This is a genomic window from Nostoc sp., from assembly GCF_036917355.1.
Classification (GTDB): Bacteria; Cyanobacteriota; Cyanobacteriia; order Cyanobacteriales; family Nostocaceae; genus Nostoc.
On sequence record NZ_JBALDP010000065.1, the window covers coordinates 65,508 to 77,439 of the forward strand.

The window sequence follows — 11,932 nt, forward strand, 5'->3', positions numbered from 1 at the left end:
ATAAAATTCTAATTTTTTTCCGTAAGATAATTTTAGGATTTATCTAATCAAAATGGTATCTTTACAGTATCTTATTTAAAATCAAGAGATTTTTATAGATTCAATGAAGTTACGATCCCAGTAAGATATTATCTAACTGCTTCAAACCCAAAATTTCAAGTTTAATGCTATATTTTATACTTGGTTGTCACAAAGAAGTTGGGCAACTTATCCTGAATTTATCATGAGTAAAGTAAACAAATTACTGCATCACTGGCTGTTAAAGTCTGTTTCAGAGAAAGCTTTTACTTGGTTGGAACAGAAGCAGGCACAGATTGCTAGCGGCGCTGCTGAACGAGTGTTTTTTACGGCTTTTAGTGCTGTGCCGCGTTATCTAGGTAAACAGGATTTGCAGCTAACATTCCAAGACTTGGAAGCAGCAGAGGATCTGATTCCCGGCTGGTATCCTGGTAATTGGAGTGTAGATCAAGCAGGTCGCACACTCTTGCTTTTAGCTTTGCCCCACGATGATGCTGAGGTCTATGTGCGATCGCTCGATCGAGTCTTCTCCACTGCCGATATGGGGGAGTTAGTTGCCCTTTATCAAAGTTTGCCGTTATTACCACATCCAGAGTTACATCGCCATCGTACTGCTGAGGGAATTCGCAGCAATATGAGCAATGTATTTCAAGCTATAGCACTGCGTAACCCTCATCCAGCAAATTACTTAGATAATGCTGCTTGGAATCAGATGGTACTGAAGGCCGTGTTTGTCGGCAGTCCGTTGCATCTAATTTGGGGTCTAGATCGGCGTGCTAATCCAGAATTAGCGAGGATGTTGGCAGATTATGCCCATGAACGTTGGGCAGCTAAACGCTCAGTTACGCCAGAACTTTGGCGACCTGTAGGACGGTTTGCTGATAGCGCCATCATCACAGATTTGGAAAAAGTACTAGCTAATGGGGATATACACGAGCAAGAAGCAGCAGCCTTAGCTTGTGCTGAGTCTCCTTTACCCCAAGCGCAAGCATTACTTTCGCATTACCCAGATTTACAGTCATCCATTCAACAAGGTAATCTGACTTGGAGCAGTTTTAGTCGCGATGCCTGCGGCGAGCCACGCTAACGCCTCTTTGTTTACAAATAAAAGGGAGTAGGGAGTGGGGATGAGGGAGAAATCAATTCAAAATTAAAGTACTTCTGCCTCCTGCCTCCTGCCTCTGCCTCCTCTTTTCCAATGCCCAATTATTAAAACCATGATGTTTATCGATCCTCACATTCACATGTGTTCCCGTACTACTTACGATTACTTAGTAATGCGGGAATATGGAATTGTCGCCGTTATTGAACCAGCCTTTTGGTTAGGACAACCCCGAACTAACGCCGGCTCATTTAAAGACTATTTCAGTAGTCTTGTCGGCTGGGAACGGTTTCGTGCTAGCCAGTTTGGCATCCAACACTACTGCACAATCGGACTAAACCCGAAAGAAGCTAACAATGAAGCGCTAGCAGCTGAAGTTATGGAACTGCTACCACTTTATGCCTGTAAAGAAGGAGTTGTTGCCATTGGTGAAATTGGCTATGACGATATGACAGAAGCAGAGGATAAGTACTTTTGTCAACAGTTAGAATTAGCCAAAGAACTCGATACGTTGGTACTAATTCATACTCCTCACCGTAATAAGAAGGCGGGTGCTAGTCGGAGTATGGATCGCTGTATTGAATATGGTTTAGATCCTTCACAAGTAGTTATCGATCACAACAACGAAGAAACCGTTGAAGAAGTATTAGGACGAGGTTTTTGGGCAGCTTTCACGATTTACCCACAAACGAAGATGGGTAACGCCCGGATGGTAGAAGTTGTCCGTAAGTATGGATGCGATCGCATCATTGTAGATAGTAGTGCTGATTGGGGTATTAGCGATCCTTTGGCAGTCCCAAAAACGGCTCAATTGATGTTAGAGAGGGGCATTCCTGAAGAACATGTGCGAGCAGTTTGTTATGAAAATGCCCTAGCTGCTTACAGTCAAACTGGGCAGATGAAAGCTTCAGATTGGCTCAATCCTCAATCTATCGATCAACGTCAAATGTTCAGTGGTAATTCTGTGCTACGGGGACAAGAACCAGGAATCAAATCAGTTGCAGATTTTGTGTTGATTGAATAGAAAATTGGCGGTGAGGAGTGTATAAATATCTGGTTAATATGTAATATGCGGTTTATTTTGAGAAATACTAGGCACGGAGGCAGATAAGTGAATGTTGCAAGCTTAAATTTTCAAAGCTGGCGGGGTTATCTGGAATTGATGCGTCCTGCTAATATTGTTACTGCTTGGGCGGATATTCTTCTAGGTTTTGCTGCTTCTGGTTCTGGAATTATTTTTGTTCAATTAATGAATGGAGAAGCAAGTTTTTCCATACTAATTCCATTAGCTTGGTTGTTATTGGCTACAACTGGCTTATACGGTGGCGGTATAGTTTTTAACGATGTTTTCGATGCCGAATTAGATGCAAAAGAGCGCCCAAATAGAGCAATTCCCAGTGGTCGCGTATCTCGTGAAAATGCTACTTTATTGGGGAGTATACTATTTGCAATCGGGATTATAGCTGCTTTTCAAGTATCGTTTTTGAGTGCTGCGATCGCTATTTTTATAACTCTTTCATGCCTCCTCTATAACTCACTTGCCAAACATCATCCTTTTTTCGGCCCTTTAAATATGGGTTTGTGCCGTGGCAGTAACTTATTATTAGGTGTAAGTGCTGTACCCGAAATAATCAGAGAACGTTGGTATTTAGCACTGATTCCTGTTCTTTATATTGCTGCTATCACCGCAATTAGTCAGGGTGAAGTTCACGGAGGTAAGAAGATTACAGGAGTTTTAGCAGTACTGCTAATTGCAATAGTTTTGACAGCAGTTTTAGCTTTAGGATTATTAGAAGAGTATAGAGCGATCGCAGCCCTACCATTCGCTATTTTCCTGGCTATCAGAATCTTGCCTAACTTTATTAAAGCAGCGCGGGAACCGATAGCTGAAAATATCAGAAATGCTGTAAAAATAGGTGTTTTATCTCTAATAGTCTTAGATGCAACAGTTGCATCTGGTTTTGCTGGTTTGTATTACGGTTTATTCGTTTTAATCTTGCTACCAATTTCGATGAAGTTAGCAAAAGTATTTGCTGTTACTTAAATTTGGATGTATACACGCAGTAATACCATTAATTGGCTGTAGGGGCGCACATATATGCGCCCCTACCCATGAATACGTAGCAAGTATTTTGTGAAATAGTTTAAGCCAAAGAAAACAGATTACATATACAAGGGATAGAGCAAAAAAATGAAAATTACAAAAAACAATAATTTTCACTTAACTTATTGCAGCAATATTCATCCTGGTGAAAGTTGGCTAGAGGTTTTTGCCAATTTACAGAAGTATATTCCCGAACTCAAATCACGTTTATCGCCTACAGAACCTTTTGGTATTGGCTTGAGGTTAGCAGATGTTGCTGCAAAAGAACTTTTAGAAAGTAATAACTTGGCTCAATTTCAAACTTGGCTAACTCAACAAGATTTATATGTCTTCACCTTAAACGGATTCCCTTATGGCGGATTTCATCGACAGGTAGTAAAAGATCAAGTTTATGCACCAGATTGGTCTAGACAAGAACGGGTTAATTATACATTAAACTTAGCATATATTTTAGCTAGTCTATTACCCCAAGGACTTGATGGTGGAATTTCTACACTACCATTATCCTATAAGCCTTGGTGGGTAAAAGACCAAACAACTTTTGAGACTGTTCTGAAAAAGAGTTGTTTGAACATCGCATCTGTTGTTGTAAAAATGATTCGCATCGGCGAAGAAACAGGCAAGATACTTCATATTGATTTAGAACCTGAGCCTGATGGTTTAATTGAAAATACCTCAGAGGTAATTGATTTTTATCAAAATTGGTTATTGCCAATCGCTGGTAGTTATTTATCAGAAAAATTAAATATTGAGCAGGATTTAGCAGAGACTAAATTGCTAGAACACGTTCGGATTTGCTATGACACCTGCCATTTTTCAGTTGAATATGAGGAACCACAATCTGTATTTGCACGTTTGCAATCGGCAGGAATTAAAATTGGGAAAATTCAAATCAGCGCTGCAATTAAAGTAAAAATACCTGCTGAGGTGGAGAAGCGGAGTTTAATAGTTGAGCGTTTACGTCCTTTTGCTGAGTCTACCTATCTTCACCAGGTAATAGAATGTCGCAGCGATGGTACACTCCATCACTATCCTGATTTAATAACTGCATTACCACATTTAGAGCAATCTCTAGCTGAAGAATGGCGCACTCACTTTCATGTCCCAATTTTTATTCATGATTATCAAATATTGCAATCTACCCAAGATGACATTGCTACTGTTTTACATCTACTTAAGACAAATAATGCTTGTTCACATTTAGAAATTGAAACTTACACTTGGGATGTATTGCCGTCAAAAATGAAGATAGATATGCTGACTTCTATTCAGCGTGAATATGAGTGGGTGTTAAAAGAATTCGTGGCAAATTAAGAAGAAACTAAGTTTATGAAAAAAATAGTTGTTATAAATGTCGTAGGATTAACGCCCAGTTTACTAGGAGAAAATACGCCGTTTTTATCTTCTTGGGCTGATAAAGGGCAAGTGGCTCCCATTAAAAAAGTTCTACCTGCTGTAACTTGTTCAGTTCAAGCTACTTATTTAACAGGAAAATTGCCTGATGAACATGGAATTGTCGCTAATGGTTGGTACTTCCGTGATGAATGTGAAGTAAAGTTTTGGCGACAATCTAATAAACTAGTACAAACTCCCAAAGTTTGGGAAATAGCTAAATCAATCGATCCAAATTTCACTTGTGCCAACCTTTTTTGGTGGTACAATATGTACTCTTCTGTAGATTATGCCATTACGCCGCGACCGATGTATCCCGCAGATGGGAGAAAATTACCTGATATTTATACCCATCCTAGTGATGTGCGATCGCAAATTCAATCTGATTTAGGAAACTTCCCTCTGTTCGATTTTTGGGGGCCAAAAACTTCCATTAGTTCTAGCCAATGGATTGCCAATTCCGCAAAATGGATTGAGGAACGCTACAGCCCGACATTATCACTAGTTTATCTACCACATTTAGATTACTGTCTGCAAAAGTTTGGTAACAATCAAACACAGATTCAAGCAGATTTACGAGAAATTGATGCTGTTTGTGGCGATTTAATTGAATATTATCAAGCACGTGATACTCAAGTAATTATTCTTTCTGAATATGGCATTACGCCAGTTTCTAAAGCGGTGGATTTGAACCGCGTATTACGGGAAAATGGTTTAATTGCTGTGCGGGAAGAATTAGGGCGAGAACTGCTCGATTTTGGTGCTAGCATTGCGTTTGCCGTTGCCGATCACCAAATTGCTCATGTGTATGTGAACGATCCAGCATACATCCCGAAAGTGCGATCGCTTTTAGAAGCGACTGAAGGTGTAGCGCAGGTGTTGGATGAAGAGGGGAAACAAGCCTACCATCTCAATCATCCTAGATCGGGAGAGTTGGTAGCGATCGCACAATCTGACGCTTGGTTTACCTATTATTATTGGGTCGATGATGCGAAAGCGCCTGATTTTGCTAGAACTGTAGATATCCACCGCAAACCGGGTTACGATCCTGTAGAACTTTTTCTCGATCCGCAAATCAAATTTCCTCAAGGAAAAATTGCTCTCAAGTTACTTAAGAAACAACTAGGTTTTCGCTACTTAATGGATGTAATTCCCTTGGATGCTTCCCTGGTGCGTGGCTCTCACGGTAATATCACCACTTCCCCAGATGAAGGGCCTCTATTTATCACCCATCAAAGTCACCTAATTGATACACATCAAATTGAGGCGACAGATGTTTGCTCGTTGATTCTCAAACATTTAAATACCTGAAAGGCTGTATAGAGGCGATATATCGTCTCTACATCTTACCAAAATACAAAAAAATTCCTTGTAATTCATAGTCATATCGAGTATGATTTTTATATAAACTCGTTATGACTATGAATTAGATTGTTCTATCAGTAGGCATCCATCTACTGACTAAAATGTACTGTGGGCAATCTGAGTAACTTACATGGAGAGCTTCTTTACCCATGACTGAACCCCAAAATTTGACAACTGCTGACGGTATTCCAGTTAGCGATAATCAGAACTCACTCACAGCTGGAGCGCGTGGCCCTGTATTAATGCAGGATTTCCACCTAATAGAAAAGCTGGCTCATTTCAACAGAGAACGTATTCCTGAAAGGGTTGTTCACGCTAAAGGTGCGGCTGCTCATGGTACTTTGACTATTACCAATGACATTACCCGCTACAGTAAAGCGAAACTTTTTTCTGAAATTGGCAAGAAAACGGAAGTTCTCTTGCGTTTCTCTACAGTCGGCGGAGAAAAGGGTTCAGCAGATGCCGAGCGTGACCCTAGAGGTTTTTCCCTCAAGTTTTATACTGAGGAGGGTAACTGGGATCTTGTAGGTAACAATACCCCTATTTTCTTCATCCGCGACCCTTTGAAGTTTCCTGATTTTATCCATACCCAAAAGCGCAATCCCCAAACCAATTGCAAAGACCAGAATGCAAAGTGGGATTTTTGGTCACTCAGTCCAGAATCGCTTCACCAGGTGACGATCCTCTTTTCAGATCGGGGAATACCCAAAACCCATCGACACATGGACGGTTTTGGTAGCCACACCTTCAGTTTAATTAATGCTCAGGGCGATCGCGTTTGGTGCAAATTTCACTTTAAGACTCTGCAAGGGCATCAAACCTTGACTGAGGAAGAATCCGCTAAGATTAAGGGCGAAGATCCAGATCATGCGACTCACGATCTGTTTGAAGCGATCGCTAACAAAGACTATCCTAAGTGGCGGATGTGTATTCAGGTGATGACCGAGGAGCAAGCGGAAAAACATCCTGACAATCCTTTTGACTTGACCAAAGTTTGGAAACAAGGAGAATATCCTTTAATTGAAGTCGGGATATTAGAGCTAAATCGTAACCCAGAGAATTATTTCGCCGAAGTAGAGCAAGCCGCTTTTAGCCCTAGTGCAGTGGTTCCTGGCGTTAGTTTCTCTCCAGATAAAATGCTGCAAGCTCGGATCTTTTCTTACCCAGATGCTCAACGGTATCGTTTGGGTGGTAACTATCAGCAACTACCCGTTAACCAGCCCAAATGTCCAGTGATGCATTATCAGCGAGATGGCTTTATGGCATCGGGGAACAACGGCGGTAGCGTTCCTAACTATGAACCGAATAGTGCTGAGGGTACGCCCAAAGAAAATCCAGCTTATGCAGAACCACCTAGTCATTTGGGCGATGTCACAGTCGATCGTTACAGTCATCGTGAAGGAAACGACGATTACACCCAAGCAGGTAATCTGTATCGGTTACTAACTCCTGAGCAGCAGGAGCGTCTTGCTAAAAATATTGTCGGTAGTCTCTCTCAAGCAAGGGAGGACATCCAAATGCGCCAACTTTGCCACTTCTTCCGGGCAGATATTTCTTATGGTCGTCGTGTAGCTGAAGGATTGGGCATTTCAATCGATCCCTCAATGTTTTCTCATGATGCTCAACCTGTAGGTAACTGGTAAGCCTTATCCAATTTTGTGGGGTGGGCAGCGTTCGACTGAGCGCTCAGGCCGTTCGCGTAGCGTTCCGCAGGAAAGTCTTGCCCGCCCTAAAGCAAATTCATTTGATTAACTTATAAACTAAATCGAGGTAATTAAACGTAAAACTAACAGCAACAGAAAAAGGCTTTATCATTACAGTATCAGTTTATAGTCATAAGCGAGGCATTGTACTTAGGATGCAACCAATGTCCAACAAAAAAATTAGTGAAGTGGCGATCGTAAAACAATTAACATCCGAGTTTTGTGGTCAACAAGTTGTTTTTACTCTTGATGCTTTACACTGCCAAAAAAAACTGTATCGCTGATCGTCACTAGTGGCAATGATTACCTGATTGGATTAAAAGAAAATCAACCGACACTCTATAAAATGGCTCAAACTTAGTCACAGACACAGGAACCTTTGAGCGCTACTACAATAGAAGACGATACTCACGATCGCAAAGTTTTGCGTTGTTGTAAGGTATTCGCGGCTCCAGAAAAATTACAAAGTCAATGGGCTGGACTTAAAAGTTTTGTCCAAGTTGAACGTTCTGGTATCCGTGATGGTCAATCATTTCAAGAGCGTCAGTTCTATATTTGTAGTCAGATCGTGTCGGCTAAAGATGCTTTAACCTACACCCAGAAACATTGGGGAATTGAAAACCGACTCCATTGGGTTCGTGATGTGACTTTTTCAGAAGATTTTCCACTGCGAAGAGGTGGTAATGCTCTAATTAACTGGGCAATCTTACATAATTTTTTCATCACTCTTGCCAGATTTCTTGGTTTTCGTACTATCCCTCAAGCTCAACGTGCTTTAGTCAATCAAATCCAAAAGGTTTTTTCTTTCTTTGTATGAAACCACCCTGCCGCAAGTGAGCGAGGAGGGGACAACAATTTTATTTAAGAGCTGCTAAAGTTCTGCGTCCAATTATTCCGTCTGCTCTTAATCCCTTAGACTTCTGAAATTTGATCGCAGCGGCACGAGTCTTGTTATCAAACACACCATTCACACTTCCTGTATAGAATCCTTGTTGCTTTAAAGAATTCTGAACAGTTTTCACTGTCTCTCCTCTGCTGCCTACTGTCAGTACAGTACCAGTACTACGCTTTGCCAGATGATTAGACTTGTGCTTGGCATTAAGCTTTGGTACAGCATTAGCTTTTTTGACAGTGTTGCTTTGCTGAGTACTTTGGGCAATGTGGGTAGCAGTATTCGGATTTTGGTTTTTATTATTAGTTAAAGAGTAAGCAGGTACAGCAGTAGCTAGAGTCAAAGCAGGGAGCAAAGCAAGTACTTTCCAATTCATTTTTTTGTTCCTTTCAACTGTATGAGATTTTGCAATTTCTATTTGAAGAGTCATCTTCATAAAGTACTGTGCCTTAAGAGATTCTCCTCTGTAGATTCTGGTGTGTGGGTTTAGTCTGAGACTATTTCCGAAGCCAGAGCTATAGCATCACACGTCGTATTGACAAAGCTATTGCGAAATTGTGACAAAACCATGACTAAATGTATTAAAATTTATGTCGCACGAAATTGTGCTAGTAATAAAGAGTTTGTAGTAAGGACTTTAGTCCTTATTTTCTAAGCACTAAAGTCCTTACTTAACGGGTGACGCTCGTACCTCGCTAACGCTACGCTATCGTTAGTCGCTCATCGGGGAAACCCCCTTCTCTACGAACTTATTTACCCATCAATTTAAACTTGATAGATTACTAATCCCTAGTCTCTTTTATCCTCCGAACCCAACATTTTCAATAATTTTCTGGCAGCTAAAACGCCCATAACTCCTGCGCCAACCACTTCCACTGCTTGGACAACTTTTTTGCCAACATCATGAGGATCGAGGTGGTGATGAAAAATCTCTTCATCCACCCATTCAGTTGTTGCTTTAAAGTCATGAATTGGTGTTGGTAATAGCGTTAAATAAGTGCCTTGACGAATTAAATGCCCGGATTCTCCTGCAACTTCAAAAATATTGAAAAGGTTAGCGGCAGCATCATTTAAACCTAATTTTAAGAGAGTTCCGCGTATATTTACTTTTACTGGTTTGAGGTCTTCACCTAAAGCTAATGCTTTCAAATTTTGGGCAATATTGGCTCCTTGCTGATAAGCAACTTGGGCTGTTGGCGGTAGTGAATTATCTTGAACTGCTACACAATCCCCGCCTGCAAATACTTCTGGAAAGTCGAGTAGTTGCATTGTAGGAGTCACTAGGAGGCGGTTATGGCGATCGCGATGTTCTTGAGAAATTGGTAAATCTTTAATTAATGGGTGAATAGAAGTACCAGCTGTCCAGATTACGGTGTATGTTGGCAATGTCTCAATTTGCTCATTGCGCTTATGTTCAATGGCATTGGCATGAATAGTAGTAGCTTCTGCTCCCGTAAGTATTTCAATTGGAATCGTACGTTTTTGTAATTCTTTCTCAGCGATTGTGCGCAGAGGATTGTTAATATCACCATTGAGGATTTCTTCACCGTGATTGAGCAATACCACCCGGATTTCACTAGAATTTCCTCCCATAGCGCTATACCAATGTGGGAGTAAATCAGCTAAGGTGGCTGCCATTTCTACACCACTTGCACCACCACCAACTACAACTACTGTTAGCAGTTGACGACGTTGTTCTACATCTTCAGTTTTGATTGCTTTTTGCAAACAATCGCCTAAATGCCGGTCGAGAGCGATCGCATCTGCTTCTGTCCAAAAAGGAAAAGCGTATTCTTTAGCACCTTCAAGATGATGATAACCAGTAACACTACCCAAAGCTAAGACTAAGTTACTATAGTTGTATGAGTTTCCCGAAGCTAATTTGACTTGTTGTTGATGCAAGTCTATCGATTCCACTGCATCTTGAACAAAAATTACACCACTACCTTTAAGCAATTCTGCAAAACGCGGTACTACTTGAAAAGCATCCATCTCGCCACTGAAATATTCGTAGAGTAATGGCTTAAAGCAAAAGCTTTCATTTCGATCGATCAAAATTACAGAGCGAGGATAATGTTCGTGAGCTAAGTGTAAGGCTGTAAATAAGCCAGTGAAGCCACCACCAAGAATCACAGTTTGATAAACTGGGCTGTTCATAAAATATTCTCCAAAGTCTCAGGAATTTTCTAGGATGTTACGCATTTAAATCCAGATTTTTCGTCTCACGCAAAGGCGCAGAAGTGGAAAGAAAAAGTCTTAAGTTTAGACTTTTACGAAAATACTAATGACCAATGACCAATGACAAATTCGCTATATAAATAAAAATAACGCAATTAAAAAGACGCTGAGGAATAAAGCAAAACCAATAGCGTATTCGACTCTGCGGCTAAAAAATCCCACAGCAGCAATGAGAGCGATCGCTAGCCCAATAATGCCAATATATTGCTCTTTTTGTAACCCTTGTGCAATTAGCGGATCTTTACCTGGTGCGGGAGTTTCTTGAACTGCTTTTGGCGCGAGTTCTGAGGCTGGTAATTCTTGGATGAATAAATTCATAAAGTTACTCCTGAAAATATTTAGTGAACTGAAAATCTTTATGCCCGCCAAAGGTAGAGAAGCGAGAAAAGGAAGACCCAAACTACATCAACAAAGTGCCAAAATAGAGTAGCCGCACTTGTACCAAAGTGAGTTTTATTATAATTGCCTGGAATGAATGAGCGAATCAGCATAATTATCTGAAGCACAACACCCGCTAGAACGTGTAAACCGTGGAAACCTGTTAGTAAATAAAATGTGGAACCAACTAATCCCGTAGTGAGCTTGAAATCGAGATTTTTCCACTCAATTAATAGACCAATTAAAAAGTAAATTCCCATTGCGATCGTTATCAGCCATAGCCCGCGAAATTTACTCAATTGATTTCGTTTGAGGGCATTTTCTGCTGGTTGAATCACAAAGCTACTAGAAAGTAAAACTACTGTATTAATAATCACGAGTTTAGATAATTCCGGGCCAGAAACACCAGGTGGTAGCCAGTTATTGGTATTCAGTCGTAAAGCAACATAAGTAAAGATAAAACTCAAAAAAATGATACTTTCTGACAATAGGAATACAGTAAACCCGAACATTCCTTTGCCATGATGATCTTCATGACTCCCGCCACCACTTGGCAGAAAGCGCTGTAACCAATTCGGTAAGCGTCGCCGCCACCGATCGAAACGGATCGGACTTTCATCTATATGGATGCTGCGATGTTGCATAATTCGTAATACTTCGGCTCCTTTCGACTTCGCTCAAGGCAAGTCGCTCAGTACAAGTTCGTAATTCGTAATTAATAAATTCAGGTTGTATCTGAT

Annotated in this window: 11 protein-coding genes; 7 read left to right on the forward strand and 4 right to left on the reverse strand. The window is 40.7% G+C overall.

The features are described 5' to 3' along the window. Positions 1 to 223 precede the first annotated feature (223 nt). The 7 genes from V7K53_RS21510 (at position 224) to V7K53_RS21540 (ending at position 8,501) form a co-directional block, all read left to right on the forward strand. Positions 224 to 1,105, forward strand: a complete 882-nt coding sequence (locus tag V7K53_RS21510) for an EboA family metabolite traffic protein (protein ID WP_335199574.1) — start codon at positions 224 to 226, stop codon at positions 1,103 to 1,105. A 130-nt stretch (positions 1,106 to 1,235) separates the two neighbouring features. Beyond that, positions 1,236 to 2,144, forward strand: coding sequence for a TatD family hydrolase (locus V7K53_RS21515; RefSeq protein ID WP_335199575.1), 909 nt, complete (start codon positions 1,236 to 1,238; stop codon positions 2,142 to 2,144). Positions 2,145 to 2,231: 87 nt separating this feature from the next. Beyond that, positions 2,232 to 3,164 carry a UbiA-like protein EboC gene (gene eboC / locus V7K53_RS21520; RefSeq protein WP_335199576.1) on the forward strand — a complete coding sequence of 311 codons (933 nt, stop codon included), beginning with the start codon at positions 2,232 to 2,234 and terminating at the stop codon, positions 3,162 to 3,164. Between the two features lie 147 nt (positions 3,165 to 3,311). After that, on the forward strand, positions 3,312 to 4,538 hold the full coding sequence (eboE, locus tag V7K53_RS21525; protein ID WP_335199577.1) for a metabolite traffic protein EboE: 1,227 nt from the start codon (positions 3,312 to 3,314) through the stop codon (positions 4,536 to 4,538). A gap of 15 nt (positions 4,539 to 4,553) precedes the next feature. After that, complete coding sequence (locus tag V7K53_RS21530; RefSeq protein WP_335199578.1) at positions 4,554 to 5,927, forward strand: alkaline phosphatase family protein; 1,374 nt, start codon at positions 4,554 to 4,556, stop codon at positions 5,925 to 5,927. 203 nt (positions 5,928 to 6,130) lie between these two features. Continuing rightward, the gene (locus V7K53_RS21535) at positions 6,131 to 7,624 is read left to right on the forward strand and encodes a catalase (protein WP_335199579.1); all 1,494 of its coding nucleotides are present in this window, start codon (positions 6,131 to 6,133) and stop codon (positions 7,622 to 7,624) included. Positions 7,625 to 8,063: 439 nt separating this feature from the next. Continuing rightward, positions 8,064 to 8,501 (forward strand): ISAs1 family transposase, encoded by a 438-nt coding sequence (locus V7K53_RS21540; RefSeq protein ID WP_335199580.1) that lies wholly within the window; start codon positions 8,064 to 8,066, stop codon positions 8,499 to 8,501. A gap of 40 nt (positions 8,502 to 8,541) precedes the next feature. Here the strand turns inward: V7K53_RS21540 and V7K53_RS21545 are convergent, their stop codons facing one another. From V7K53_RS21545 to V7K53_RS21560, 4 genes are all read right to left on the reverse strand, one after another. After that, the gene (locus V7K53_RS21545) at positions 8,542 to 8,952 is read right to left on the reverse strand and encodes a peptidoglycan-binding domain-containing protein (protein WP_335199581.1); all 411 of its coding nucleotides are present in this window, start codon (positions 8,950 to 8,952) and stop codon (positions 8,542 to 8,544) included. Between the two features lie 413 nt (positions 8,953 to 9,365). Beyond that, positions 9,366 to 10,733: an NAD(P)/FAD-dependent oxidoreductase gene (locus V7K53_RS21550; RefSeq protein WP_335199582.1), complete on the reverse strand. Its 1,368-nt coding sequence runs from the start codon at positions 10,731 to 10,733 to the stop codon at positions 9,366 to 9,368. 153 nt (positions 10,734 to 10,886) lie between these two features. Then, the gene (locus tag V7K53_RS21555; protein WP_334841529.1) at positions 10,887 to 11,132 is read right to left on the reverse strand and encodes a hypothetical protein; all 246 of its coding nucleotides are present in this window, start codon (positions 11,130 to 11,132) and stop codon (positions 10,887 to 10,889) included. A 38-nt stretch (positions 11,133 to 11,170) separates the two neighbouring features. Beyond that, positions 11,171 to 11,836, reverse strand: a complete 666-nt coding sequence (locus tag V7K53_RS21560; RefSeq protein WP_335199583.1) for a cytochrome c oxidase subunit 3 — start codon at positions 11,834 to 11,836, stop codon at positions 11,171 to 11,173. Positions 11,837 to 11,932 lie beyond the last annotated feature (96 nt).

Bases quoted from the DNA above. Each gene is read 5' to 3' on its own strand.
- V7K53_RS21530 (WP_335199578.1), top strand. From the start codon at position 4,554: ATGAAAAAAATAGTTGTTATAAATGTCGTAGGATTAACGCCCAGTTTA.
- V7K53_RS21535 (WP_335199579.1), top strand. From the start codon at position 6,131: ATGACTGAACCCCAAAATTTGACAACTGCTGACGGTATTCCAGTTAGC.
- V7K53_RS21550 (WP_335199582.1), bottom strand. From the start codon at position 10,733: ATGAACAGCCCAGTTTATCAAACTGTGATTCTTGGTGGTGGCTTCACT.
- V7K53_RS21510 (WP_335199574.1), top strand. From the start codon at position 224: ATGAGTAAAGTAAACAAATTACTGCATCACTGGCTGTTAAAGTCTGTT.
- V7K53_RS21545 (WP_335199581.1), bottom strand. From the start codon at position 8,952: ATGAATTGGAAAGTACTTGCTTTGCTCCCTGCTTTGACTCTAGCTACT.
- V7K53_RS21555 (WP_334841529.1), bottom strand. From the start codon at position 11,132: ATGAATTTATTCATCCAAGAATTACCAGCCTCAGAACTCGCGCCAAAA.
- V7K53_RS21515 (WP_335199575.1), top strand. From the start codon at position 1,236: ATGATGTTTATCGATCCTCACATTCACATGTGTTCCCGTACTACTTAC.
- eboE (WP_335199577.1), top strand. From the start codon at position 3,312: ATGAAAATTACAAAAAACAATAATTTTCACTTAACTTATTGCAGCAAT.
- V7K53_RS21560 (WP_335199583.1), bottom strand. From the start codon at position 11,836: ATGCAACATCGCAGCATCCATATAGATGAAAGTCCGATCCGTTTCGAT.